The following is a 25,348-nucleotide window of genomic DNA, read 5'->3' as shown; positions in this document are numbered from 1 at the left end:
GGCTGCCGCAGTGCACAAGCATCTGTGCACAGGCGACTGTGTACACATGTCCCAGGAACCCGGCGTCAATGAGCCCCAGGCGGAACACGCTCCGGTGGCCCCCGTCGAACTCGGCGACCTCGCCGCGCTCAGAGCGCTCGCCCAGCCCCGACGTCAGCGGATGCTCGAACACCTCACCCTGCACGGCCCGGCCACCTCGTCGACCCTAGCCCGCGCCCTCGGCCTGAACACCGGATCCACCAGCTACCACCTGCGTGAACTGGCCAGGTACGGCTTCGTCGAGAAGACCGACGGCGAGACGTCCGGGCACACGGGCGAGAACCCGGCCACAGGCAGGCGCGCGGAGCCGTCCGCGCACCGGGAGCGCTGGTGGCGCGCGGTCCCCGGCGACCGCCGGTTCCCGCCGCGCAGCCGTCAGAGCCCCGAGATGCGGCTCGTCATGGACGAGCTGAACCACCATGCCTACGCCGCCGACCTCGACCTCTTCGAGAGGCTCCAGCGGGACGCGGAGGACGGCGACCCGTGGGCGGACGCGTTCCCTTACTCGCGCGGCACCATCCGGCTCACGCTGCCCGAACTCCGGGACTTCTTCGAGGAGTACATCGCTCTCCTCAACCGCTACAAGCGACCCGCATCAGAGACGCCGCCGGGCGCGCGCACCCTCCTCACCCGCTTTCTCGCCTTCCCTGCGTCCGTTCCCGCCCCCATCCCCTCCGTCAGCGACGGTCAGGGTGAAGGCGACGGCGACGGCGACGGCGATGGCGATGGCGATGGCGGCCTCGGACCGGGCCAGGACCACGAACCCGTACGCAACGGACGAGAGGCCGATCACTCATGATGCTGCGCTACGCCCTGAGAACAGTCCGCGCCCGCAAAGCGGGCTTCCTGGGCGCCTTTCTCGCGCTGTTGTGCGCGGCCGCCCTGATCAGCGCGTGCGGCACCCTCCTGGAGACGGGGCTGCGAGGCACCATCCGTACCGAACGCTATGCGGCGGCGCCGGTCCTCGTCTCCGCCGACCAGAACGTGCACCAGACCACCGTCAAGCACAAGAAGGGCAAGACCAAGGTCAAGCACAAGGCCAAACCCATCGCCGAACGCGCCTGGCTCCCGGCCGACCTCGAGCGCAGACTCACCACCGCACCGGGTGTGGCTCGGGTGATCCCCGAACTCACCTTCCTCGCCGAGCCGTTGACGCCGGCCGGTGCTCCGGTCGCCGACGGCAGGCCCGCCTACGGACATGCCTGGGACTCCGCCGCGCTGACGCCGTACAGGCTCACCGCGGGCACCGCTCCCGAAGCCGCCGGTGACGTGGTCGTCGACCGCGAGCTCGCCGTTCGCGCCCACCTCGCCCCCGGCGACCGGCTCACCGTCCAGTCGACACAGCTCCCGCGCACCTACCGCGTCTCCGGTGTCGCCGCCCCCGCCACCTCCGTACGCCACCAGACGTCACTCTTCTTCTCCAGCGCCGAGGCCCGCCGTCTCGCCGCGCACCCCGGGCAGGTCACCGCCTTCGGTGTGCTGCCGAAGGCGGGCACCGAGCCGGGCCTGCTCCGCGAGGCTGTGGCCACGGCGCTGCACGGTACCAATGCCCAGGTCAGCGTGGGTGACGACCGGGGCCCCGTGGAGTTCCTGGACGCCGCCGCGGCCCGCGTCAAGCTGGTCAGCATGGGCGGAGCGATGGGTGGCACCTCGCTGCTCGTGGCGGTCCTGGTGGTCGTCGGGACCTTCGTGCTCTCCGTCCAGCAGCGCCACCGCGAACTCGCCCTGCTGCGTGCCGTCGCCGCCACCTCCGGGCAGATCCGCGGCCTCCTCGGGCGCGAAGCCCTGATCGTCGCGCTGGCCGCGGGGACGGCCGGAGCGCTCTTGGGGCTTCCGCTGGGTGGTTGGCTGCACGACAGATTCGTCGCCCTGGGCGCCGTGCCCGCCACGCTCCAGCACACCGTGAGTGTCGTCCCGCCGTTCGCCGCGGTCGTCGCGACCCTGTTCGGCGCCTGGGCCTCCGCACGGATCGCCTCCCGCCGAGTGGCCCGGATCCGCCCGGCCGAAGCGCTGGCCGAGGCCCGCACCGAGCACACCCGGCCGGCCTGGGGGCGCGTCCTCACCGGCCTGCTGCTGCTCGCGGGCGGTACGGCGCTCGTCGCCCTGCTCGGCTTCCTGCGCACCGAGCCCGCCTCGACGCCCGTGACGTTCCTCGCCGTCGTCGTGCTGTCCACCTCCGTCGCTCTGCTCGGGCCCCTCCTCGTCAAGGCGGCCGCTCTGCTCCTCGCCGGTCCGCTGCGCCTCACCGGTCCCGGCGGCAGGCTCGCCACCGCCAACCTCCGCGGCAACGCCGTCCGCATGGCCTCCGTGGTCACCCCCCTCACCCTGCTCATCGGCATGACCTGCACGGTGCTGTTCGTCCAGCCCACCCTCGGCGACGCGGCCCGCGCCCAGGTCCGCGAGGGCGTCAGGGCCGACTGGGTCGTCGCCTCCCAGGGGCCCGGCGTCCCGAGCGAGGCGGCACGACGACTACGCACCCAGCACGACGTCGTCAGCGAAGTGGTCCGTACGACCGTCCGGGTCGGCCTCGACAAGTACGCGGCCCAGGGCGTCACCCCGGCCGCCCTCAGCCGTACCTGGGACCCGGATGTCACCGCCGGCTCCCTCACCGGACTCACCGAGCGCACCGTCGCCGTCAGTGAACTGGCCGCGGACCAGCTCCACCTGGCGCCGGGAGGCACCCTGAAGCTCACGCTCGGCGACGGCACGCCCGCCACGCTCACCGTCGTCGCCGTCTACTCCAGGGGTCTCGGTTTCGGAGACCTCACCTTCGCGCACGACTTGGTCGCACACCACGTGGACAACCCGCTCGCCTCCTCCCTCCTCGTCAGTACGACCCGTACACAGACACAACTCGCGACTACACTGAGTGAGTTCCCGGGGCTGTCGGTGATTTCCCCGGCAGTAGCCGATACCGCGCAGGCCGAGCGGCAGCAGGCGAACGCCGAGGTCAACCTCCTGGCCATGGGCCTCGTTCTGGCCTTCACGGCCATCGCCGTGGTCAACACGCTCGCCATGTCGGTCTCCGAGCGTGTCCGGGAGTTCGCGCTGTTGCGCCTCGCGGGGGCGACCCGCCGACAGGTGCTGCGCATGCTGCGTACCGAGGCACTGTCGGTCCTGCTGCTCGCCGGCGCCCTCGGCAGTGCCGTGGCCCTGTCGGTCCTGACCGCGTTCAGCATCGGCATGACCGGTCGGGCGGCCCCGGCGGTCGTACCGCTCGCGTATGCCACGGTGATCGCCGGAGCCGGGCTCCTCGCGCTGATCGCCACCGCCGTGCCCGGACGGGTGGCGCTGAGGGTCCGTGCGGTTACGGTGGCGACGGCGAAGGAGTGAGCGACGCTTCCCCGTGTCGGGAAGCGTGATCTCCGAGCCCCCGGGGAGCGCAGGGTTACCTTGCCTCCCCGAAGGGTGCGTTCGCCGCCCGCGAGGCCTTCGACGCGGCCGGAGCCGAGAACGTCAGGATCATGACGGTCGTCGGAACCGACGAGGCGCTGGCCGCGCTCGAGGCCTGCGGCTTCGCCACCACCGTCTCCAACTCGGCCGCGGAGACGGGGGACCGGCGGTGGGGAACGTCGTCTCCCTGTTCCACAGGGACAAGAGGGTCGACGGGATCGACAAGACCCCCGTCCGCCTGGTCACCAGGGTCAAGGCGAACACGGCCCCGCTGTGCAGCCCGCCGGAGGATCGAGCCCGCAGGAGGTCCGAGACCAGCGGAGGACCGTGACCGGCGCGCCACGGACCGGTTACGACGTCACCGGGAGTCCCGCCGCCTTCCACGCCTGGAAACCGCCGACGAGGTCGGTGCTCCGGTGCAGCCCGAGTCCGTGCAGGGACGCGGCGGCCAGGCTCGACGCGTAGCCCTCGTTGCAGATCACGACCGCTCGCACGTCATGATTCGTGGCCTCGGGGAGGCGATGACTGCCCTGGGGGTCGAGGCGCCACTCCAGTTCGTTGCGCTCGACGACCAGGGCACCGGGGATCAGACCGTCCCGCTCGCGCAGGGCCGCGTACCGGATGTCGATCAGCAGCGCCTCGCCCGCGCGGGCGGCCTCGTACGCCTCCCGCGCCTCCACGCGCGTGTACCCCGCGCGCACCCGCTCGAGCAGCTCGTCCACGCCCGTCGGACCTTCGCCGCCCGGGCGTCCCCCTTGAGGTGTGTTCGGGCCGCTCACTGCCAGTCCTCCGGACGCTCGACCTGCTCCAGCCGCAGGACGTGTCCCGCGCGGCTGTAGCGGCGGATGCTCGGCAGCGGGGGGTAGTACGCGTGGACGGAGACGGCGTGTTCCTCGGTGGACCGGTTGAGGACCTCGTGAACGTGGTGACGTCCGAAGGAGCGGCCCCGGCCGGCCGGAAGAGTGCGTTCCCGGTCCACGCCGTCCGCCAGCTCGAGGGTCTTCCAGCCGTCCGTGGGCAACCGCGCGGCGAGCGAGTACTCCTTCAGCTCCCCCTGCGCGACCAGGAAGGCGCCGACCGAGTCGGCGTGGTCGTGCCAGCCCGTTCCGGTGCCGGGCGGCCAGCCGATCAGCCAGGCCTCGCTGCCCCCGGGGCCCTCCAGGCGCACCCAGGTGCGGCCCTCCGGGTCGAGGGGGAGCGAGGCGATCAGCTCGGCGTCCGCGGCCGTACGCCGGACGAAGTCGAGGAGTTCCGCCTGCGTGGGCGCGGCGACGGTGGTGGGCGCGGAGGAAGAGACAGACACGGATACCGTCCTGAGTGTTCGCGGGAGAGCGCGGCCGCGCACGGGAAGCACGTGCGCATCGGCGGCGCGCGCCGGTGGGAAAGGGGTGCGAATTCAGCAGGACGGGCGACACACGCAGCCCGCATAGCGGACGAGGTCCATATGGACCCTCCGCCACAGGCGCACATCGGTGTCGGTCACGGTCCGGAGTACACCATGCCGGTGCACCCCGGTCAACTCACTGTCACCATGTGGACCGCACCGTGACAGCCAGTGCGCTTGACGGTCTGTCGGCCGGTTGACGTGCGTTGCCGGCCGACCCACGACGACCGACCGACTGCCTGCACGACGACCGACCGGCCGCCTGCACGACGAGCGACCGGCCGTCGTGCGGGCGTATGCCGGATGGGGCCGCCCCGTCACTTGGCCGCGGAGCCCGCCGTTGCCTCCGCCTCGGACGGTTTCCGTGATTCCGCCGGCCCGCCCATCGTCGCCTCCGCCGCCGCGTAGAGGTCGGCCGCGCGTACTCCGCTGAGCGCGGTCACCAGATGGCCGTCGGGCCGGACCAGCAGCACGGTGTGGGCGGCCGCGCCCGGATAGCTCTCCGCCACCAGCAGCTCGGCCGGGCTCGGCATGGCCGTCACCGCGGCGGCGAGCCGAGGCATGATCCCGGCGCTCACCCAGTGCCTGCGCTCCCACACACCCGTGCCCGGCGCGATCAGTACGACCAGCAGGGCGCCGCGCCCCAGCCGGTCCCGCAGCCGTACGAACGAGCCGTCCTCCGCCGTCACGCGCACGTCCTCGACGGGTGCGCCGGGAGGCGTGTGCACCGGTACCTCAGCCTCCAGGTGCCGGGGCGACAGCGGCGAGCCGTCGTAGGTGCCCGGCGCGCCCAGCGGGCCTCGGCCCAGGTGGCCGTCGGTGAGCAGCACGTCGTGGCCGCGGCCCGCGCCCGGGACGTACGCCCTTATGCCGGCGCCCCCGCGCAGCACCGGCAGCGCCTGGTCGGCGGCACGCAGCCGGGCGGCGACGGCACCGCGCCGCTCCGTCTGGTAGCTGTCGAGCAAGGCCTCGTGCGACCCGTGGTGCCAGGCCAGGGCCAGCTTCCAGGCCAGGTTGTCGGCGTCCCGCAGGCCCTCGTCGAGGCCCTGGGTGCCGAACGCGCCGAGCAGGTGGGCGGCGTCCCCGGCGACGAAGACCCGCCCCACGCGCCAGCGGCGGGCCAGCCGGTGGTGCACGGTGTGGACACCGGTGTCGAGCAGCTCGTAGGCGGGCGTGGAGCCGCCGCTCCAGCCCGCCAGGGTCTCGCGGATGCGCCCCACGAGCAGCTCGGGCGTGACGAGGTCCTTGCCGGGCGGCAGCAGCCAGTCCAGGCGCCAGACACCCTCCGGCAGCGGACGTCCGGTGACTTCCCCGGCGGAGGGACCCGACGCCCGCCACGGCGGCGTCCGATGGAGCAACGCCTCGTCCGCCCACGGAAGTTCCGTGCGCAGTGCGGCCACGGCGTGTCGTTCCACCGCGGTGCGGCCGGGGAAGCGGATGTCGAGGAGTTTGCGGACCGTGGAGCGCGGGCCGTCGCAGCCGACCAGGTGGCTGCCGCGCCACCAGGTGCCCCGGGGGCCGCGGGTGTGGGCCGTGACACCGGAAGGCTCCTGCTCGATGGAGTCCAGGCGGCTGTCCACGGCGATCTTCACCAGCCGCTGGTCCGCGAGGGCACCGCGCAGCACGCCCGTCAGCACATGCTGGGCGATGTGCAGGGGAGCGGGGTCCGTCGCGTCGTCGAACCTGACCTCGCGCGTCACCTGCTTGCGCCGCATCGACCGCCATCCGGCCCAGTGGACCCCGGCCTCGTCGAGGGACACTCCGGTGAGCCGCTCGATGAGGGCGGTGGTGTCCTCGCGCAGGACGACGGTGCGCGCGAGCCGTGGTTCGTCCTTGCCCGGGCCCTCGTCGAGGACCACGGACGGCACCTGCTGGCGCGCCAGAGCCAGGGCGAGCGTGAGCCCCACGGGCCCCGCTCCGACGATGATCACCGGGTCCACGGCGTGCCGCCCCCTGCCCGCGACGGTGTCCTCAGGGACGTGAGTGAACAACAGGTTGGAGCAGGGTGCACGATCACAGAACGTATGCAACCCATTGTCGCTGTTTGCGTCAAGCGACGAAAGGCGGTGGCGCGCACGCCACCGCCTCCGTACCGGTCACATTCACTGACTGTGCGTCAGATACCGCCGCCGCCCGCACCGGCGCCGTAAGAGCCGCCGACCTCGGCCGCGTTCAGGTCGTCGACCTTGTCGACGCCGAGGACCGCGCCCGTGCTGCGCTTGCTGCGCCGCAGGTAGCGCTCCAACCAGCTGGCGAAGCTGGTCAGGATGAAGTTCAGCACGATGAACATGGCGGCGACCACGATGAAGCTCGGGATCACGTTGGCGTAATTGGCCGCCAGTGTGCCGCGTGAGTTGAGCAACTCGGTGAAGCCGATCATCACACCACCGAGCGCGGTGTCCTTCACGATGACCACCAGCTGGCTGACGATCGCCGGCAGCATCGCCGTGACCGCCTGCGGAAGCAGGATGCTGCTCATCGTCTGGCCCTTGCGCAGGCCGATCGCGTACGCGGCCTCCGTCTGCCCCTTGGGCAGCGAGAGGATGCCGGCCCGGACGACCTCGGCGAGCACCGAGGCGTTGTAGAGCACCAGGCCGGTGACGACGGCGTAGAAAGGCCGGTCATCGCTGGTGACGTCCGTGGAGCGGGCGTAGAACTCGTTGGCGAACAGCATCAGCAGCAGTACCGGGATCGACCGGAAGAACTCGACGACGGCACCGGCCACGGCCCGCACCCACCGGTGGTCGGACAGGCGTGCGATGCCGAAGACCGCGCCCAGCGGAAGGGCGATCACCATGGAGAGTGCCGCCGCCTTCAGCGTGTTGGCGAGGCCGGGGAGCAGGTAGGTCGTCCATGCCTCGGACTCGGTGAACGGCTTCCACAGGGCGGAGGTGAGTTGGTTCTTCTCGTCCATCTTCTGCCACACCCACCACACGAGCAGGGCGAGGAGGACGAAGAAGACCACCGAGAAAAGTACGTTGCGCCGCTTGGCGCGGGGGCCGGGAGTGTCGTAGAGGACCGAGCTCATCGCTTCACCGCCAGTCGCTTGCTGAGCCAGCCCAGGATGAGGCCGGTCGGCAGGGTCAGCACCACGAACCCGAACGCGAAGACCGCGCCGATGAGCAGTGTCTGCGCCTCGTTCTCGATCATCGTCTTCATCAGGTAGGCGGCTTCGGCGACGCCGATGGCGGCCGCCACCGTGGTGTTCTTGGTCAGCGCGATCAGAACGTTGGCCAGCGGCCCGATGACCGAACGGAAGGCCTGCGGCAGCACGATGAGCGTCAGCGTCTGGGTGAAGCTCAACCCGATGGCCCGGGCCGCCTCCGCCTGCCCCATGGGCACCGTGTTGATGCCGGAGCGGATCGCCTCGCAGACGAAGGCCGCGGTGTAGGCGGCCAGGCCGAGCACGGCGAGCCGGAAGCCCTGGACCTTGAAGTCGTCTGCGCCCAGGGTCATGCCGAAGATGTCGGCGAGGCCGAGCGAGCTGAAGAGGATGATGACCGTCAGGGGGATGTTCCGGACGATGTTGACGTAGGCGGTGCCGAACCCGCGCATCAGCGGAACCGGGCTGACCCGCATCCCGGCCAGGAGCGTGCCCCAGATCAGGGAGCCCACGGCGGAGAGGGCGGTGAGCTTCACCGTCATCCAGAACGCCCCTAGGACGTCGTAACCATCAAGAAAGTCGAACACGATCTCCCGCGCTTCCGGGTGGGTGGCGTATGAGGAGGGCGGGGCGCGCCGCCGCCGTGATCGCGACGGACGGCGGCGCACCGCAGGTATCCCGCTGGCTGAGCTGTGGTTACGAGGCGTTCGGAACGATGACGCCGATCTTCGGGGCGGGCTCGTTCTTGTAGTCGGCCGGGCCGAAGTTGTCCTTGACCGCCTTGTCCCACGTGCCGTCGCTGACCATCATCTCCAGCGCCTTGTTGATCTTGTCGACGGTCGCCGTGTCGCCCTTCTTGACGCCGATGCCGTAGTTCTCGTTGCTCAGCTTCAGACCCGCGAGCTTGAACTTGTCCTTGTACTGCTCCTGCGAGGCGAAGCCTGCGAGGATCGAGTCGTCGGTGGTGACCGCGTCCACGGCGCCGCTCTGCAGGCCGGCGATGCACTCCGAGTAGGAGCTCACCTCCTTGAGGTTCGCCTTCGGGGCGATCGTGTCGTGGATGTTCTGCGCCGAGGTGGAGCCGACCACGGAACACAGGTTCTTCCCGTTGAGGTCCGCGGCCTTGGCGATCTTCGAGTCCTTCTTGAGCAGCAGGTCCTGGTGGGCCAGAAGGTACGGGCCGGCGAAGTCGACCTTCTCCTTGCGCTTGTCGTTGATCGAGTAGGTGGCCGCGATGAACTTCACGTCACCGCGCGCGAGGGCGTTCTCGCGGTCGGCGCTCTTGGTCTCGACGAACTCGATCTGGTCCGGCTCGTAGCCGAGCTGCTTGGCGACGTACTTGGCGACGTCCACGTCGAAGCCGGCGAAGGATCCGTCGGGCTTCTTCAGACCGAGGCCGGGCTGGTCGTACTTGATGCCGACCTTGATCTTCCCCCCGCTGCCGCCGCTGGAGTTGCTGCTGCCGGTGTCGTCCTTGTTGTCGTCGCCGCCGCAGGCGGTGGCGGTCAGGGCGAGGACGAGGGCTACGGCGGAGGCGGCGGTGACCTTGCGAAGCTTCATGAGAGGAACTTCCTTTGAAGAGTGATGAAGTACTGCGTGCGGTGCGGGTTCCGTCAGTGCTGCAGGTCAGTGGTGCAGGATCTTCGACAGGAAGTCCTTGGCACGGTCGCTGCGCGGATTGCTGAAGAACTGGTCGGGCGCAGCCTCTTCGACGATGCGTCCGTCCGCCATGAACACCACGCGGTTTGCAGCCGATCGTGCGAAACCCATCTCGTGGGTGACGACGATCATGGTCATGCCGTCCCGGGCCAGCTGCTGCATGACTTCGAGGACCTCGTTGATCATCTCGGGGTCGAGAGCCGACGTCGGCTCGTCGAAGAGCATGACCTTCGGGTCCATCGCCAGCGCCCGTGCGATGGCGACGCGCTGCTGCTGGCCGCCGGAGAGCTGCGCGGGGTACTTGTCGGCCTGGGTGCCCACACCGACCCGGTCCAGGAGGGCGCGGGCCTTCTCCTCGGCCTGCTTCTTGTCGGCCTTGCGGACCTTGACCTGGCCGAGCACCACGTTCTCGAGCACGGTCTTGTGCGCGAACAGGTTGAACGACTGGAACACCATGCCCACATCGGCGCGCAGCCTGGCCAGCGCCTTCCCCTCCTGGGGCAGCGGCTTTCCGTCGATCGTGATCGCGCCCTCGTCGATCGTCTCCAGGCGGTTGATGGTGCGGCACAGGGTCGACTTACCGGACCCGGAGGGTCCGATGACCACGACGACCTCGCCGCGGTCGATCGTGAGGTCGATGTCCTGGAGAACGTGCAACGCGCCGAAGTGCTTGTTGACGCTCTTCAGGACGACCAGTTCACCGCTCGCGACCGCGTCTTCCTTGGTCACCGATACTTCGGTCATCGCTCTCGGGCTCCGTCCTCCTCGGTTTCGGAGGACAGTAGTGACCTGCCGCGACCAGCGTCATTACATCTGAGGGGAATCTGAGCATCACGATCCGATAGCAATCGGACACGTGTCGTAGCACTTGTGACCTGCGGGCGTATCGGGGCCATAACGGAAGCCGGGTGCAACCGGAACCCGCTTGACGGCGTCCTCGTCCATCAGCGTGACTGCCATGATGCACACACGCGTGTGCCGCGTTCTTCCCCCGGGAGAACCGGACGCCCGTCGTAGTGAGTCGGACCGTATGCACGATGAACCGGAGGAGGCCGGCATGAGACTGCTGCTCGTCGAGGACGACAACCACGTCGCCGCCGCCCTGTCCGCGGTGCTGAAGCGGCACGGTTTCGACGTCACCCATGCGCGCAGTGGTGAGGAGGCGCTCCAGGCGCTCGTTCCGGAGGGCCCCGGCTTCGGGGTCGTGCTGCTCGACCTGGGCCTTCCCGACCAGGACGGCTACGAGGTCTGCGGCAAGATCCGCAAGCGCACCGCGACACCGGTGATCATGGTGACGGCCCGTTCCGACGTGCGCTCCCGCATCCACGGCCTCAACCTGGGCGCCGACGACTACGTGGTGAAGCCGTACGACACGGGAGAGCTGCTCGCCCGCATCCACGCCGTCAGCCGCCGCACCGTTCACGAAGACCCCGCCGCCGGCGGGGAGGAGGCGCTGCGACTGGGCTCCGTGCACATCGAGCTGCCCACCCGGCGAGTCACGGTGGGCGGTTCGGTCGTCCAGCTGACCCGCAAGGAGTTCGACCTCCTGGCGTTGCTCGCCCAGCGCCCCGGTGTGGTCTTCCGCCGGGAACAGATCATCAGTGAGGTGTGGCGCACCAGCTGGGAGGGGACCGGGCGGACCCTGGAGGTGCACGTGGCCTCGCTGCGCGCCAAGCTGCGCATGCCCGCGCTGATCGAGACCGTACGCGGAGTCGGTTACCGGCTCGTCGCCCCGGCCGCGTAGCGGGACCGCGGTTTTGCGTACCCGTCTCCTGCCGCTGCTCATCGTCCTGATGGCGGCCGTGCTGCTGGCCTTCGGGGTGCCGCTGGCCGTCAGCGTGGCGGGCGCCCAGCAGCAGAAGGTGGTCGTCGACCGCATCGACGACACCGCGCGGTTCGCGGCGCTCGCCCAGTTCGTCACCGTCCTGTCGGGCACGGGCGACTCCGCGTCGGCGTCCACGAACGAGCGACGCCAGACGCTCGGCCGGGAGCTCGACAGCTACTACGACGTCTACGGCATTCGCGCCGGTGTCTTCTACAGCACCGACACCCCCATGGCTCATGCGCCGAGGGACTGGTACCTCCCCGAAAAGGGGGAGGTGCGAGAAGCCTTCGAGGAGGCGAAGCTCAGCCGTCGCAGCCACGACCCCCGGCAGGTGTGGCCGTGGCAGCGCAACCGGCTCGTCGTGGCGTCGCCGGTCATCCGGGACGGCGATGTCGTCGCCGTCGTCGTCACCGACTCGCCCACCGGGCCTATGCGGTCGCGGATCCTGCACGGCTGGCTGGTCGTCGGCGCGGGAGAGGTCGCCGCGATGCTGCTGGCCATCGGCGCAGCCCTGCGGCTGACCGGCTGGGTACTGCGGCCGGTGCGCGTCCTGGACGCCACCACCCACGAGATCGCGAGCGGTCGCCTGAAGTCCCGGGTCGCGGTGGCCGGCGGACCGCCGGAACTCCGGCGGCTGGCCGGGGCGTTCAACGAGATGGCGGACAACGTCGAGGACGTGCTGGAGCAGCAGCGCGCCTTCGTGGCCGACGCCTCGCACCAACTGCGCAACCCGCTCGCCGCCCTGCTGCTGCGCATCGAACTGCTCGCCTACGAACTCCCTGAGGGCAACGAGGAGATCGCCTCCGTCCAGAACGAGGGCAAGCGCCTGGCCCAGGTCCTGGACGACCTGCTCGACCTGGCTCTGGCCGAGCACGCCGAGGCCGACCTGCGGGTCACCGACATCGGCGCGCTGACCGCCGAGCGTGTCGCCGCCTGGGCGCCCACCGCCGCGGCCAAGGGCGTCCGACTGGTGGGCGACTGCCCGCCCACCACCGCGTGGGCGGACCCGGTGACGCTGTCCAGCGCCCTGGACGCCGTGATCGACAACGCGGTGAAGTTCACCCCGGAGGGGGAGAGCGTCGAGGTCACGGTCGCGGCCGACGGCGAGACCTCGACCGTCGTCGTCACCGACCACGGGCCGGGGCTGACCGACGAGGAGCTCGCGCGCGTGGGTGACCGTTTCTGGCGCAGCGGACGGCATCAGAACATCAAGGGCTCGGGTCTGGGCCTGTCCATCTCCAGGGCCCTGCTCGCGGCGGGCGGCGGCTCCCTCGGGTACGACCATCACGAGCCCGGAGGACTGAAGGCGACGGTGTCGGTGCCGCGGTCGCCGGCGTCGTAGCCGGGGGTCCTACGGCTTCACGGAGCGGTAGTAGCGCCGGGCGCCGTCGTGCAGCTTCAGCGGGTCGGTGTAGATGGCCGTGCGCAGGTCGACCAGCTGGGCGGAGTGCACGTCGGCGCCGATCCTGTCCCGGCTCCTGATCACGGTCCGGGTCAGCCACTCCGTGAGCCGCGGGGCCATGTCCGTGCGGGTCATCAGCAGATTGGACACCGCGATCGTCGCCACCGTGGAGCCGTTCTGGATGGTGGGGTAGGCCGATTCGGGCATGTTCGCGGCCCGGTAGTAGCCGGTGGAGTCGTCCTGGTCGTGCATCCTGGCGACGAGTTCGGGGCTGATCGGCACGAAGCGGAACGTGAAGGTGTCGGCGAGCCCCTCCAGCCCGGCCGTCGGCACCCCGCCGGACCAGAAGAACGCGTCGATCTTCCCCCGTTTGAGTTTCTCGGGGCCGGTGTCGATGCCCTCCGACACCGCCTTGATGTCCGTCGCCGGGTCCAGGCCCGCCGCTGTGAGCACCCGCTCGGCGATCAGCCGTACCCCTGAGCGGGGCAGTCCCGTCGCCACGGTCCGGCCGCGCAGGTCCGCGAGGGATCGGATGTCCGAGTCGCGAGGCACCACGAGCTGGAGGTAGTCGTCGTACAGGCGGGCCACCCCGCGCAGCCGGGCGGCCGAACCGGGGTGCTGCGTCTCGTACGTCTCCACCGCGTCGGCCGCGGCGATGGTGAAGTCGGCCTTGCCGGTCGCCACGAGCGAGACGTTCTCCTGCGAGCCGTTGCTGGTCGTCAGGTTCACGTCCAGGTCGGGCATGTCCTTGGCCAGCGCGGCGCGCAGCCGGGTGCCGTACTCGTAGTAGACGCCGCTCGTGGTCCCCGTGCTGAAGGTGATCGACCCGCTCGGCGGGTCCTCGCCCAGCGGCAGCAGCCACCACAGCAGCAGGCCGAGGACGGCGACACCGACGGCTGTGCCCTGGAGGGCGCGACGCCTGCCGATACGGGAGAACAACGGGGACATGGGCGCGATCCTGCCAGCCGGTGCGCGGTGCTGACCAGGGCGGGGCTCACAGGGCCGGTCTACGGACCGGAGTGTCGGTGGCCGTCGTTACAGTCGGTGCATGAGTTCCTCGCCCGCCGAACTGGTCCGTGAGTTCCACCGCGCCTTCGGGCTCGACGCCCGCAGCACACCGACGGAGGTGTCGCCCCGTCTCGCCGCGCACCGCGGAGAGCTCCTCGCCGAGGAGGCCGCGGAGGTCGCCGAGGTGTCGGTGAGCGGCCCGCTGGACAGGCTCGCGCACGAGCTGGCCGATGTCGTCTACGTCGCCTACGGCACGGCTCTGGTGCACGGAATGGACCTCGACGCGGTGCTCGCCGAGATCCACCGGTCCAACATGACCAAGCTGGGCCCCGGCGGTCAGGTCGCCCGCCGTGCCGACGGCAAGGTCCTCAAGGGGGAGCACTACGAGGCGCCGGACGTGTCCGCGGTGCTGCGCCGCCAGGGATGGATCCCTGGCGGCGCGGCCTGAAGCCGGAACGGCCGGTTACAAGGCGCCGCCCGCCAGCTTCCACTCGCGGTGCAGCGCGCCCAGTGGGATGTCCCGCTGGAACACGGGCGTGCCGAAGATCGTCAGCTGGAGCCGCAGGGTGCCGTTCAGGTCGACACCGCCGTACACGGCCCAGGACCCGTCGGCGCTGAACACCGAGTCGGTGCCGGTGACCGTGCCGGTGCCCTCGCCGCGGACGTAGGGCGCCAGATCGGCGACGACCCCGACGCTGCCGTACAGGCCGACCGTGGCCTGGGCGCCGAGGGCCGCCTGCACGCTGCCGGCGGTGGTGACGGAGGTGCGCACCGGGGTGCTCCTCATGTCCGAGGAGCTGACGGGCGCCCAGCCCTGGCCAAGGCCGAAGGTGCCGCCCGCCTTGAAGTCGCCCTCGAGGCTCTGCTCCACGTCGACGGTGATTTTGCCGTCGCCGCTGATCTGGATGTAGCAGGTCAGGTCCAGGTTGACCACGACGGGCACGGGGCCGACCTGGAGGACCGGATCGGCGTGCAGCGTGGCGAACGGGATCCGCAGCGGAGTGGCGGAGCCGCCCGCACGGCCCTTGAGCGACCAGCCGGAGGTCCAGTCGCCGGACACGCCCAGGTACGCAGAAGCGGGTGCGGCGTCGGCGCCCTCGCCGCCGTAGCGGAAGTCGACCTGAGGGGCGACCTGCACGAAGCCGGAGACGGAGGCGGCCGCCGACGCGGAGGCGTTCCCGACCGTCGGCAGGTCGGCCCGCACGTCGAGCCGCAGGCTGCCCAGCGGAACCGTGGCTCCCTCCGGACCCACGTGCACGTCGGTCGTCCTCGACCAGGAGACGTCGACGTCGGGCAGCAGTTTGTCGATGTCGAACGCGGCCGGGTCGACCGGCACGCTGCCCTTCGCGGTGTCGTCCCCGAGGAGGGCGTTGAGCTGGGCCGGTGCGGTCTGCACCTCGGTGCCCTCGTCGGTTTCGCCGATCACCTTCGTGACCTCGGCGAGGAGCCCGTTCGGCGCACCGGGCGCAGGGGCACTGGCGATGACGTCGCCGACGGCGGCCCGGTGCGGAGCGTGCGACGCGCTCGGCGAGGTTGAGGCCGGGGCCGAGCCCGACGAAGCGGGCGCGGAGGGGGAAGCCGAGGGGGAAGCCGAGGGGGAAGCCGAGGGGGAACTCGTTCCGCCCGCACCGTCGTTGGAGGCACTGGAGGCACTGGATCCGCCGGGCGGGATGGCGGAGGAGATGACGGCCCGTCGGGTCTTGCTGTCGTACGAGCTGACGCTGAGCTTCGTCCGATGGGCCTGCCCGGCGGAGTCACCGGGGTGGGCCGCGGCGGTCGCGGTGCTGCCCGTGGGAGCGGCGGCCACCGCCAGCGAGCGGTCGGCGGTGGAGGCGGCGGTCCCCGCGTCGGCCTGGCGGCCTGCCGCCGAGGGGGGGTCGGCCTGCGAGGAGGGGGAGGAGCAGCCTGCGGCGAGGAGGAGGGCGGATGCGGCTAAGGCGGGCATGAGGGCACGGAGGTGCCTCGTGCGTCTGCGCAAGGTCAGTCCTGGAGGTGGGGGTGAGAGAAGAGGAGGACCGGCCTGGCAGTTGGTGCCTACCGGCCGGTAACAAGCCATGAGCATGCCATGGCTGCCTCATCGTCACTCCAGGATCCGGACACCCCGCGCTGTGACGTACGCCACCGGGTGGGCGAGACGTCGGAATGACGCGACAGCGGCCGCCGCCGGGGCCACGCGGGGTCGGTCGGCCCCCCTGGGAGGGCGCCGGCAGTTCCGTCACGGGTACGGCGAGGGGCACGCGTGTGGTCCACTCCCTCACCGGGGACGCGGGCGGGCCATGGTGGGCGACGCGCGGTTTCGTTGCGGCGAGGGGCAGGCGTGTGGCCAGGCCGTCACCGGGACGCATGCGGGGCACCGTCGGCGCTGTGGGGCAGCGGTGCAAAAGCGCGATCCGGCCCGCGGGGCACGTCCCCTCGGGCCGGACCGCGCGGCGCCGACCCGACGAGGGGACGACGAGGGGCCGATGTGCGGTCCGGTGTGCGGTCAGGGCTTCACCCGGACGCGCATCGGCCGCCGCCGTCCCCGCGCACTGGGGCCCGTCGCCTTGCCGTCGGACGGACCCGGCAGCCGCGACCGTCCGCCGCCGTCCCCGCGCACTGGGGCCCGTGGCCCTGCCGTCGGACGGACCGGCAGCCGCCATCGTCCGCGCCGGGGTACGGCGAGAGCCCGCGGGCGGGCCCACCGCTGAGCCTCAGTCGCGCACCGGCGTCTGCGTGCGGGCTTCTGGCAGCCGTTCAGCAGTGCCGGGGTTTCGGGGCGCCCTGCGTCGTGCCCACCAAGTCGCCAGTGGCTCCGTGTAGCGGGCGGTGAGCGGTCCCAGGATGACCAGGATCAGGACGTAGGCCGTGGCCAGCGGCCCCAGGGACGGCTCGATTCCTGCGGTGACCGCCAGTCCTGCGATGACGATCGAGAACTCCCCGCGCGCCACCAGCGCACCGCCCGCGCGCCAGCGCCCCTTGAGCGAGATCCCGGCCCGTCGGGCCGCCCAGTAGCCGGTGGCGATCTTCGTCGCGGCGGTGACGACCGCCAGCGCGAGGGCGGGCAGCAGGACGGGAGGGATGCTCGCGGGATCGGTGTGCAGCCCGAAGAAGACGAAGAAGACGGCGGCGAACAGGTCCCGCAGCGGGCTCAGCAGCGTGTGCGCGCCCTCGGCGACCTCACCGGACAGCGCGATGCCCACCAGGAACGCCCCCACGGCCGCCGACACCTGGAGTTGCTGGGCCACGCCGGCGACCAGGATCGTGAGCCCCAGCACCACGAGGAGCAGCTTCTCCGGGTCGTCGCTCGACACGAACCGGGAGATGACCCGCCCGTAGCGCACCGCCGCGAACAGCACGAGCCCCGCCACGCCGAGCGCGATCGCCAGGGTCACGCTGCCGGCGGCCAGCCCGACCCCGGCCACCAGGGCGGTGACGATGGGCAGGTAGACCGCCATGGCCAGGTCCTCGAGGACCAGCACGCTGAGGATCACCGGGGTCTCCCGGTTGCCGACCCGGCCCAGGTCGCCCAGCACCTTGGCGATCACCCCGGAAGACGAGATCCAGGTGACGCCCGCCAATACCACGGCCGCCACCGGCCCCCAGCCCAGCAGCAGCGCGGCGGCCGCGCCCGGCAGGGCGTTGAGGGCGCAGTCGACGAGACCGGCCGGATAGTGGGCCTTGAGGTTGGAGACCAGATCGCTCGCCGTGTACTCCAGGCCGAGCATCAGCAGCAACAGGATGACGCCGATCTCGGCGCCGGTGGCGACGAACTCCTCGCTCGCGCCGAGCGGCAGCAGTCCGCCCTCGCCGAAGGCCAGACCGGACAGCAGGTAGAGCGGGATCGGCGAGAACCGGAAACGGGCGGCGAACCGGCCGAGCAGGCCGAGGCCGAGGATGATGGAACCGAACTCGATCAGCAGGACTGCGGAGTGCACTCGATCACTCCCGCCCGAGTATGGCCGCGGCCGCGTCCACACCTTCGCGGGTGCCGATGACGATGAGGGTGTCGCCGCCCGCGAGACGGAAGTCCGGCGCCGGGGACGGGATCGCCTCGGCCCGCCGCAGCACTGCCACGATGGAGGAACCGGTCTCCGTGCGCATCCGTGTGTCGCCCAGCAGCCGCCCGTTCCAGCGCGAGGTGGCCGCCACCTCGACGCGCTCGGCGACCAGCCCCAGGTCCGTCGTGTAGAGCAGGCTCGCGCTGTGGTGGGACGGCATCAGCGCGTCGATCAGCGAGCCCGCCTCGGCGCCGGTCAGCCGCAGGGACTGGGCGCAGGAGTCGGGGTCGTCGGCCCGGTACAGGTTGACCGTACGGGTGCCGTCGCGATGGGCGACCACGGACAGGTGGCGCTGCTCCCGCGTCACGAGGTCGTACTGGACTCCGATGCCTGGCAGCGGTGTCGTCCGGAGGCGTGGAGCAGACACGTTTCTTCCCCTTGCTGGTCGTAGCCGGTCGCTGCCGGTCGTCGTAGCTGTGACGTCTGGGACGAGTGCCCAAAGCCGCCATGCTGCCATCCCCCCGTACGGTGAAGACATGGGTGTCGTGACGGATGGACAGGGCCGACGCTGGGCGGAGAGGCTGGTCACGGCGGTGCCATGGAAAGAGGGCCGGGGCCGTGCCGGAGGCCGGCAAGGTGCGGGGACCGGAGCGGCCGGAGCAGCGGGAGGGGCCGGAGGAGCAGGCGCGGCCGGAGAGGCCGGGAAAGCAGCACGCGCAGTACGAGCGGCACGAGTCGGACCAGGCAGACCAGACGGACGAGACGGACGGGACGGACGAGGAGGAGTCACGCACATGTCGCTGTTCTGGCGGATCTTCGTGCTCGACGCCGTCGGTCTGGTCGCGGCGGCCGCACTGCTGCTGGGCCCGGTCACCGTATCCACGCCCATACTGCCGGGCGAGGTGCTCGTCGTGGTCGCGGGTCTGGCCGCGCTGCTGACCGTCAACGCGGTCGTGCTCCGCGTCGGACTGGCCCCGCTGGGGCGGTTGGGACGTGCCATGGCCGACGCCGACCTGCTGCACCCCGGGGGCCGTGCCGTGGTCTCGGGGCCGGTCGAGACGGCCGAGCTGATCACGACGTACAACGCCATGCTGGACCGGCTGGAGGCAGAGCGGGCCGCCAGCGCGGCCGGAGCGCTGTCCGCCCAGGAACGCGAGCGCCACCGCATCGCCCGTGAACTCCACGACGAGGTCGGCCAGACCCTGACCGCCGTGCTGCTCCAGCTCAAGCGCGTCGCCGACCGGGCCCCGAAGGACCTGCGAGAGGAACTGGGCCAGGCGCAGGAGGCCACCCGGTCCGGCCTCGACGAGATCCGCCGAATCGCCCGGCGGCTGCGCCCCGGCGTACTCGACGAGCTCGGACTGCTCAGCGCGCTGCGCTCGCTCGCGGCCGAGTTCACCACCCATGGACTGACGGTGCGCCACGACCTCCGCACCGGTCTGCCCTCGCTGACCGAGGAGACGGAACTCGTGCTCTATCGCGTGGCCCAGGAAGCCCTCACCAACACCGCCCGGCACGCCGGCGCCGACCGTGCGGAACTCCGCCTGCGCCCGGTCACCGACGGCGTCGAACTCCTCGTACGGGACAACGGCAGGGGTCTGGACGCGGCGGCCGGGGAAGGCGCAGGCATCCGGGGGATGCGGGAGCGGGCCCTGTTGATCGGCGCGATCCTCACGGTGTCCTCGGGGACCAGCGACGGCGATGGTGGTGGTCACGGGACGGAGATACGACTGCGGGCGGGCGCGGGTGCGGCAGCTGGCGCCGGTGCGGAAGTCGGAGCCGGAGCCGGTGCTGGAACCGGAGTCGGAACCGGTGCCGGTGCGGAAGTCGGCCGGGCGGACGCCGTGGCCTCACTCGGGGGCCACTGATGGCGGACGGCACGGTACCGGACATACGAGGTGTCTCGGTCTCGACCGCGTCGGCGCCCTCACCGACCCGCGTCCTGCTCGCCGACGACCACACACTCGTCCGCCGGGGAGTTCGGCTCATCCTGGACGGCGAGCCCGGTCTGACGGTGGTCGCCGAGGCCGGGGACGGGGCCGAGGCGGTCGAGCGCGCCCGGACCGGGGACATCGACCTGGCCGTCCTGGATGTGGCCATGCCCAGGATGACGGGGCTCCAGGCGGCCCGTGAACTCTCCCGCCGCCTCCCGGCCCTGCGCATCCTCATCCTGACCATGTACGACAACGAGCAGTACTTCTTCGAGGCGCTCAAGGCCGGAGCCGGCGGCTATGTCCTGAAGTCGGTCGCCGACCGGGACCTGGTCGAGGCGTGTCGCGCCGTGGTGCGGGACGAGCCGTTCATCTACCCGGGCGCGGAGCGGGCCCTCGTCCGCTCCTACCTGGACCGGCTGCACCGCGGCGTCGACGGCCTGCCCGAACGGCCCATCACGGAGCGCGAGGAGGAGATCCTCAAGCTCGTCGCCGAGGGGCACACCTCCCGGGAGATCGGCGCACTGCTGTTCATCAGCGCCAAGACGGTGGAACGGCACCGCGCCAATCTCCTGCAGAAGCTGGGCATGCGGGACCGCCTGGAGCTCACCCGCTACGCGATCCGCGCCGGCCTCATCGACCCCTGACGCACTGCCCTGGCAGGGGTGCGCGGCACTCGTCGATCGCCGTGCCGAAGAGCGCGTCCGCGCCCGAGGTGCCGAAGGAGCCGCCGCCGTGCGGCCGCGAGCCCGTCGGCGGTGGCATCCGTCCGGGACGGAGGGGCGTACGGGCGGCAGACGGGTGTTCTTCGGGGAGCGCCTACCCTTGAGCCATGACCAGCAGCAGCGACCGGAGCCTCGCAGTGGACGTTCAAACCCCCAAGAGCTACGAGATCCGCACCTACGGGTGCCAGATGAACGTCCATGACTCCGAGCGATTGTCCGGGCTGCTCGAAGAGGCCGGGTACGTGCGCGCCCCCGAGGGGTCGGACGGCGACGCGGACGTCGTCGTCTTCAACACCTGCGCGGTGCGTGAGAACGCCGACAACCGGCTCTACGGCAACCTCGGCCGACTCGCGCCGCGGAAGGCGAGCCGGCCCGGGATGCAGATCGCGGTCGGCGGCTGCCTCGCGCAGAAGGACCGCGACACCATCGTGAAGAAGGCGCCCTGGGTGGACGTCGTCTTCGGCACGCACAACATCGGCAAGCTGCCGGTGCTCCTGGAACGCGCGCGGGTGCAGGAAGAGGCCCAGGTCGAGATCGCCGAGTCGCTCGAGGCCTTCCCCTCGACCCTGCCGACACGGCGCGAGAGCGCCTACGCGGCCTGGGTCTCGATCTCCGTCGGCTGCAACAACACCTGTACCTTCTGCATCGTCCCGGCCCTGCGCGGCAAGGAGAAGGACCGCCGCACCGGCGACATCCTCGCCGAGATCGAGGCGCTGGTCGCCGAGGGCGTCTGCGAGATCACCCTGCTCGGCCAGAACGTCAACGCCTACGGCTCCGACATCGGCGACCGCGAGGCCTTCAGCAAGCTGCTGCGCGCGTGTGGCGCGATCGAGGGCCTGGAGCGCGTCCGCTTCACCTCCCCGCACCCGCGCGACTTCACCGACGACGTCATCGCGGCCATGGCCGAGACGCCCAACGTGATGCCGCAGCTGCACATGCCCATGCAGTCCGGCTCGGACACGGTCCTGAAGGCGATGCGCCGGTCGTACCGGCAGGAGCGTTACCTCGGGATCATCGAGAAGGTCCGTGCCGCCATCCCGCACGCGGCGATCACCACCGACATCATCGTGGGCTTCCCCGGCGAGACCGAGGAGGACTTCGAGCAGACCCTGCACGCGGTTGCCGAGGCCCGGTTCGCGCAGGCGTTCACGTTCCAGTACTCCAAGCGTCCCGGCACCCCGGCCGCGACCATGGAGAACCAGATCCCCAAGGAGGTCGTGCAGGCGCGCTACGAGCGTCTCGTCGCCCTCCAGGAGGAGATCTCCTGGGCGGAGAACAAGAAGCAGGTCGGCCGCACCCTGGAGCTGATGGTGGCCGAGGGCGAGGGCCGCAAGGACGGTGCCACCCACCGTCTCTCCGGTCGCGCCCCCGACAACCGCCTGGTCCACTTCACCAAGCCGGAGCGGGAGGTGCGCCCCGGTGACGTCGTGACCGTCGAGGTGACGTACGCGGCGCCGCACCACCTGCTGGCCGAGGGCCCCGTCCTGGAGGTGCGCCGCACGCGCGCGGGAGACGCCTGGGAGAAGCGCACCGCCGAGAAGGCGGCGAAGCCGGCCGGCGTCCTGCTCGGTCTGCCCAGGGTCGGCGTGCCCGCGCCGCTGCCGGTGGCCACGGGCAGCGGCTGCGGCTGCGACTGACGGCCGGCGCGACACCCGGCCGGCGGCCCGGCGGATCGCGTACGGGGCTACCCTGCCGATCATGCTTGTCGCCGCCGCAGTCTGCCCCTGTCCGCCCCTCCTGGTGCCCGAGGTCGCCGCGGGTGCCGCGTCCGAGCTGGACGGCGCGCGTGCCGCCTGCTCGGACGCGCTGGCCGTGCTGGCGGCCGCCCGGCCGGACCGGCTCGTGGTCGTCGGACCGGCCGAGCAGTCCGGGCGCGGCCCTCACTCGGAGGGCGGACACGGGTCGTTCCGCGGCTTCGGAGTGGATCTCGACGTACGGCTGGGCCGAAACGGCGCGGACACGCCGTCCGCGCGCGAACTGCCACCGTCCCTCGCCGTCGCCGCCTGGCTGCTGGAGCGGACCGGGTGGTCGGCCGCCCCGGTCGAGGGACTCGGCGTGGGCGAACCGCTCGAGGCCGATCGCTGCGTCGAAGTCGGCCGGGGCATCGGCACGGCGGCGGAGCGGGTCGCGCTGCTGGTGATGGGCGACGCCAGCGCGTGCCGGACGCTGAAGGCGCCGGGCTATCTCGACGAGCGCGCGGCACCCTTCGACGCCGAGATCGCACGGGCGCTCGGTGCGGCGGACATCGCCGCCCTCAAGGCACTGGACGCCGAACTGGCGTACGAACTCAAGGCGTCGGGCCGGGCCCCCTGGCAGGTGCTCGCGGGCGCTGCCGAGCACGCCGGCCTGACGGGCGCGCTGCTGTACGAAGACGCGCCCTACGGGGTGGGGTACGTGGTCGCGACCTGGTCCTAGACGGCCGGACGGCGCCGTCGTACCGGCCGCCGAGGAGCGGCACCGGCCGGTGGAACGGCGGACGGCCGCGAGCGTTTCCGCTGCGCGGCCGTCCGCCGATCGATGGGCCGGCGCGAGGAAGTGTTCAGGAGGCGGGCGGGGGAGTGTTCGGCGGGGTGAAGGTGTCTCCGCCCCCGGCGGGTTCGTCCTTGTGCGCGAGCCGGTCCATGGCGCCCTTGGCCTTACCGGTGCCCGACTGGATCCTGTCGCTGTACTTGCCCTTGGTCTTCTCGTCGACGACTTTCGCGGCCTTGTCCAGACCGTGCTGGACCTTGTCCCCGTGCTGTTGCGCGAGGCCTGAGACCTTGCCCTTGGCCGGGGTGAGTCTGGCCTTCAAACTGCCCAAGAGACCCATGGGTCACCTTCCTCGAGGGTTCCTCTACGCGCGGGCGCCCTCGCCCGCTTCGCTGTCGGCCGCCTCCTCGGCGGACTGCTGCCGGGGAATCTCGACCCCGTCGGTGGCGGCTACGGCGACCGGTTCCGTCGTCTCCTGCGCGGCCGTCTCCGTCTCCGGCCCGGCGGCCTCGTCGGCCTCGTCGGTCTCGGCCGGTTCCCGCGCCGACGCGGGCGCGCCGGTCGGCTCCGCCTCGGCTCCGTCCGGCGGTGTGCCGGCCGGTGCCTCGTCGACGCTCGTGGCCTGCGCCTCCGCCACCGTCTCCTCGGTTGCCTTCGACCTCCGGAAAAGTCGCGCCAAAACGCCCATATCCGCTCCTTACGGTACTCGTGCGGGCGAAATCCCGCGTCGGCCGGTGCGTCCGTTTGCGTCACCGGGGTCACCGCCCCCGCGAAGGGTGACGGGAATCTTCCAACGGGCAACGAGGTCGCACCGGCGTCGTCACGTAACTCGTTCGAGGGCGGGGGCCGAGGTTTGCGAGACTGGTGCTGTGAGCAGCGCACCCCCCGCCCCCCGCGTCATCGCCGTCGTCGGACCGACCGCGGCCGGAAAGTCCGATTTGGGCGTCTTTCTGGCCCAGCGGCTCGGCGGCGAGGTCGTCAACGCCGACTCCATGCAGCTCTACCGAGGGATGGACATCGGCACCGCCAAGCTGACGCCCGAGGAACGCGGCGGCGTCCCCCACCACCTCTTGGACGTCTGGGACGTCACGGAGACCGCCTCCGTCGCCGAGTACCAGAGGCTGGCCCGCGAAAGGATCGACGCCCTGCTCGCCGAGGGCCGTTGGCCGGTTCTCGTCGGCGGCTCCGGGCTGTACGTCCGTGGCGCCGTCGACAACCTGGAGTTCCCCGGCACCGATCCCGAGGTCCGCGCCCGGCTGGAGGAGGAGCTCACGCTCCGCGGCTCGGGTGCGCTGCACGCGCGGCTGGCCGCCGCCGACCCCGAGGCGGCGCACGCGATCCTGCCCGGCAACGGCCGCCGTATCGTCCGGGCCCTCGAGGTGATCGAGATCACCGGGAAGCCCTTCACCGCCAACCTGCCCGGTCACGACTCGGTCTACGACACCGTCCAGATCGGGGTCGACGTGGCGCGCCCCGAACTGGACGAGCGCATCGCACGCCGCGTCGACCGGATGTGGGACGCGGGGCTCGTGGACGAGGTCCGCGAGCTGGAGGCGCGAGGCCTGCGCGAGGGGCGCACGGCCGCTCGCGCGCTCGGCTACCAGCAGGTCCTCGCGGCGCTGGTCGGCGAGTGCACCGAGGACGAGGCGCGCGCCGAGACGGTCCGTGCCACCAAGCGCTTCGCGCGCCGCCAGGATTCGTGGTTCAGGCGCGATCCGCGGGTGCACTGGTTGAGTGGGGCCGCGGCCGACCTCACAGAACTTCCGGAGCTCGCGCTGGCGTTGGTGGAGCGACCGGTCACAGCCTGATCACGTCATGGCATCGGGACGCCCAGGCCGTCATCCGGGCATCCGGTGCCGTGCCATCATCGAGCTTCGATCGACCAAGTGGAGTCCGAGTTGGGAGGGCGCGTGGCGATGGAGGCCGGCCCTCGCGACACCGCAGAAGGCACCGAACACCTCACCACCGGGCGTGGTGAACCGGAGCCCGAGGAGAGCCGTCTGAGCCCCGACGGGCCGGACGACGACACCCCGGGCGGCGTGAGCGACGACGGGCCCGAGCCCGAGGAGATGTTCGCGAGCGGCCCCGAGGTCGAGGTCGAGCTGCGCCCGCAGCGTCGGCTCCGGATCTGGCAGCTGGCGCCCATCGTGGCGCTGGCCGCGGGCGGCTCCCTGATGTTCGCCTTCCCGCTCGCCTTCGACTTCGGGGACAGCGGCGCCATGATCGCCATGCTCGGTCTGCTGATCTGCTCCTGTGCGGCCGGCTGGGGGATGATGGCCGCGCGCCGCGTCGGTTACACGTGGCCCGGCCTGCCCCAGCGCGGCTCCGGACGCCGTCCCGACTGGCGGGTCGTTCTCGCGTACGTCGTGATGGTCGCCGCGGTGGTGGCCCTGGCCGTCTGGCGGGTCGCCCGGCTGCGCTGAGCCGCACACG

At 71.5% G+C, this 25,348-nt stretch carries 25 protein-coding genes; 11 read left to right on the top strand and 14 right to left on the bottom strand.

Annotated elements, in window-relative coordinates:
* The first annotated feature begins 46 nt into the window (after positions 1 to 46).
* Together ACIPFH_RS26835 and ACIPFH_RS26830 are read left to right on the top strand one after the other, a co-directional pair.
* Positions 47 to 838, top strand: a complete 792-nt coding sequence (locus tag ACIPFH_RS26835; RefSeq protein ID WP_401830152.1) for an ArsR/SmtB family transcription factor — start codon at positions 47 to 49, stop codon at positions 836 to 838.
* Positions 835 to 3,372 carry an ABC transporter permease gene (locus tag ACIPFH_RS26830; RefSeq protein ID WP_401830149.1) on the top strand — a complete coding sequence of 846 codons (2,538 nt, stop codon included), beginning with the start codon at positions 835 to 837 and terminating at the stop codon, positions 3,370 to 3,372. Before ACIPFH_RS26835 ends, ACIPFH_RS26830 begins: the two co-directional genes overlap by 4 nt.
* A gap of 410 nt (positions 3,373 to 3,782) precedes the next feature.
* Here ACIPFH_RS26830 and ACIPFH_RS26825 read toward each other — a convergent pair whose 3' ends face one another.
* The 8 genes from ACIPFH_RS26825 to ACIPFH_RS26790 all read right to left on the bottom strand — a co-directional run bounded on the left by ACIPFH_RS26825 (position 3,783) and on the right by ACIPFH_RS26790 (position 10,322).
* Positions 3,783 to 4,211, bottom strand: coding sequence for a rhodanese-like domain-containing protein (locus ACIPFH_RS26825; RefSeq protein WP_401830147.1), 429 nt, complete (start codon positions 4,209 to 4,211; stop codon positions 3,783 to 3,785).
* On the bottom strand, positions 4,208 to 4,735 hold the full coding sequence (locus ACIPFH_RS26820; protein ID WP_401830146.1) for a cysteine dioxygenase: 528 nt from the start codon (positions 4,733 to 4,735) through the stop codon (positions 4,208 to 4,210). Before ACIPFH_RS26820 ends, ACIPFH_RS26825 begins: the two co-directional genes overlap by 4 nt.
* A gap of 93 nt (positions 4,736 to 4,828) precedes the next feature.
* Positions 4,829 to 4,900, bottom strand: coding sequence for a putative leader peptide (locus ACIPFH_RS26815; protein ID WP_309544753.1), 72 nt, complete (start codon positions 4,898 to 4,900; stop codon positions 4,829 to 4,831).
* 233 nt (positions 4,901 to 5,133) lie between these two features.
* The gene (locus ACIPFH_RS26810) at positions 5,134 to 6,756 is read right to left on the bottom strand and encodes an FAD-dependent monooxygenase (RefSeq protein ID WP_401830144.1); all 1,623 of its coding nucleotides are present in this window, start codon (positions 6,754 to 6,756) and stop codon (positions 5,134 to 5,136) included.
* Between the two features lie 176 nt (positions 6,757 to 6,932).
* Positions 6,933 to 7,844: an amino acid ABC transporter permease gene (locus ACIPFH_RS26805; protein ID WP_401830143.1), complete on the bottom strand. Its 912-nt coding sequence runs from the start codon at positions 7,842 to 7,844 to the stop codon at positions 6,933 to 6,935.
* Positions 7,841 to 8,506, bottom strand: coding sequence for an amino acid ABC transporter permease (locus tag ACIPFH_RS26800; RefSeq protein WP_401830141.1), 666 nt, complete (start codon positions 8,504 to 8,506; stop codon positions 7,841 to 7,843). The genes ACIPFH_RS26805 and ACIPFH_RS26800 overlap by 4 nt, the downstream gene beginning before the upstream one ends.
* A 109-nt stretch (positions 8,507 to 8,615) precedes the next feature.
* On the bottom strand, positions 8,616 to 9,479 hold the full coding sequence (locus tag ACIPFH_RS26795) for a glutamate ABC transporter substrate-binding protein (protein WP_401830139.1): 864 nt from the start codon (positions 9,477 to 9,479) through the stop codon (positions 8,616 to 8,618).
* Positions 9,480 to 9,545: 66 nt separating this feature from the next.
* Positions 9,546 to 10,322, bottom strand: coding sequence for an amino acid ABC transporter ATP-binding protein (locus ACIPFH_RS26790; protein WP_356249630.1), 777 nt, complete (start codon positions 10,320 to 10,322; stop codon positions 9,546 to 9,548).
* Positions 10,323 to 10,635: 313 nt separating this feature from the next.
* Between ACIPFH_RS26790 and ACIPFH_RS26785 the strand changes: the two genes are divergently transcribed.
* Positions 10,636 to 11,322 carry a response regulator transcription factor gene (locus ACIPFH_RS26785; RefSeq protein ID WP_401830136.1) on the top strand — a complete coding sequence of 229 codons (687 nt, stop codon included), beginning with the start codon at positions 10,636 to 10,638 and terminating at the stop codon, positions 11,320 to 11,322.
* A gap of 13 nt (positions 11,323 to 11,335) precedes the next feature.
* Positions 11,336 to 12,745, top strand: coding sequence for a HAMP domain-containing sensor histidine kinase (locus tag ACIPFH_RS26780; protein WP_356249626.1), 1,410 nt, complete (start codon positions 11,336 to 11,338; stop codon positions 12,743 to 12,745).
* Between the two features lie 9 nt (positions 12,746 to 12,754).
* Here the strand turns inward: ACIPFH_RS26780 and ACIPFH_RS26775 are convergent, their stop codons facing one another.
* Positions 12,755 to 13,753 (bottom strand): TAXI family TRAP transporter solute-binding subunit, encoded by a 999-nt coding sequence (locus ACIPFH_RS26775; protein ID WP_401830134.1) that lies wholly within the window; start codon positions 13,751 to 13,753, stop codon positions 12,755 to 12,757.
* Between the two features lie 100 nt (positions 13,754 to 13,853).
* Between ACIPFH_RS26775 and ACIPFH_RS26770 the strand changes: the two genes are divergently transcribed.
* Positions 13,854 to 14,261: a MazG nucleotide pyrophosphohydrolase domain-containing protein gene (locus ACIPFH_RS26770; RefSeq protein WP_359122633.1), complete on the top strand. Its 408-nt coding sequence runs from the start codon at positions 13,854 to 13,856 to the stop codon at positions 14,259 to 14,261.
* Between the two features lie 15 nt (positions 14,262 to 14,276).
* Here the strand turns inward: ACIPFH_RS26770 and ACIPFH_RS26765 are convergent, their stop codons facing one another.
* The 3 genes from ACIPFH_RS26765 to ACIPFH_RS26755 form a co-directional block, all read right to left on the bottom strand.
* Positions 14,277 to 15,758, bottom strand: a complete 1,482-nt coding sequence (locus ACIPFH_RS26765; protein ID WP_401830132.1) for a hypothetical protein — start codon at positions 15,756 to 15,758, stop codon at positions 14,277 to 14,279.
* A gap of 745 nt (positions 15,759 to 16,503) precedes the next feature.
* Positions 16,504 to 17,727, bottom strand: coding sequence for a cation:proton antiporter (locus tag ACIPFH_RS26760; protein WP_401830130.1), 1,224 nt, complete (start codon positions 17,725 to 17,727; stop codon positions 16,504 to 16,506).
* 4 nt (positions 17,728 to 17,731) lie between these two features.
* Entirely contained in the window at positions 17,732 to 18,217 is a 486-nt protein-coding gene (locus ACIPFH_RS26755) for a TrkA C-terminal domain-containing protein (RefSeq protein ID WP_356249616.1), read from the bottom strand.
* A 367-nt stretch (positions 18,218 to 18,584) separates the two neighbouring features.
* On the opposite strand from ACIPFH_RS26755, the gene ACIPFH_RS26750 reads away from it, so the two are divergent.
* From ACIPFH_RS26750 to ACIPFH_RS26735, 4 genes are all read left to right on the top strand, one after another.
* Entirely contained in the window at positions 18,585 to 19,658 is a 1,074-nt protein-coding gene (locus tag ACIPFH_RS26750) for a sensor histidine kinase (protein WP_401830127.1), read from the top strand.
* Entirely contained in the window at positions 19,658 to 20,368 is a 711-nt protein-coding gene (locus ACIPFH_RS26745; RefSeq protein WP_401830124.1) for a response regulator, read from the top strand. Before ACIPFH_RS26750 ends, ACIPFH_RS26745 begins: the two co-directional genes overlap by 1 nt.
* Positions 20,369 to 20,553: 185 nt before the next feature.
* Positions 20,554 to 22,083 (top strand): tRNA (N6-isopentenyl adenosine(37)-C2)-methylthiotransferase MiaB, encoded by a 1,530-nt coding sequence (gene miaB / locus ACIPFH_RS26740; RefSeq protein ID WP_401830123.1) that lies wholly within the window; start codon positions 20,554 to 20,556, stop codon positions 22,081 to 22,083.
* Positions 22,084 to 22,144: 61 nt separating this feature from the next.
* Positions 22,145 to 22,861 (top strand): class III extradiol dioxygenase subunit B-like domain-containing protein, encoded by a 717-nt coding sequence (locus ACIPFH_RS26735; protein WP_401830121.1) that lies wholly within the window; start codon positions 22,145 to 22,147, stop codon positions 22,859 to 22,861.
* 124 nt (positions 22,862 to 22,985) lie between these two features.
* On the opposite strand, the gene ACIPFH_RS26730 is transcribed toward ACIPFH_RS26735, so the two are convergent.
* Together ACIPFH_RS26730 and ACIPFH_RS26725 are read right to left on the bottom strand one after the other, a co-directional pair.
* Positions 22,986 to 23,255: an antitoxin gene (locus tag ACIPFH_RS26730; protein ID WP_401830120.1), complete on the bottom strand. Its 270-nt coding sequence runs from the start codon at positions 23,253 to 23,255 to the stop codon at positions 22,986 to 22,988.
* Positions 23,256 to 23,279: 24 nt separating this feature from the next.
* Positions 23,280 to 23,603 (bottom strand): hypothetical protein, encoded by a 324-nt coding sequence (locus tag ACIPFH_RS26725; protein WP_401830119.1) that lies wholly within the window; start codon positions 23,601 to 23,603, stop codon positions 23,280 to 23,282.
* Positions 23,604 to 23,784: 181 nt separating this feature from the next.
* Here ACIPFH_RS26725 and miaA point away from each other — a divergent pair, with 181 nt between their 5' ends.
* Both miaA and ACIPFH_RS26715 read left to right on the top strand, forming a co-directional pair.
* Entirely contained in the window at positions 23,785 to 24,723 is a 939-nt protein-coding gene (gene miaA / locus ACIPFH_RS26720; protein WP_401830117.1) for a tRNA (adenosine(37)-N6)-dimethylallyltransferase MiaA, read from the top strand.
* Positions 24,724 to 24,831: 108 nt separating this feature from the next.
* On the top strand, positions 24,832 to 25,338 hold the full coding sequence (locus ACIPFH_RS26715) for a hypothetical protein (RefSeq protein ID WP_401830244.1): 507 nt from the start codon (positions 24,832 to 24,834) through the stop codon (positions 25,336 to 25,338).
* Positions 25,339 to 25,348: the final 10 nt, after the last annotated feature.

Origin of the sequence: Streptomyces sp. NPDC088157, from assembly GCF_044741545.1 — a bacterium.
Taxonomy (GTDB): Bacteria; Actinomycetota; Actinomycetes; order Streptomycetales; family Streptomycetaceae; genus Streptomyces.
This window is presented reverse-complemented; position numbering and strand designations above follow the sequence as displayed.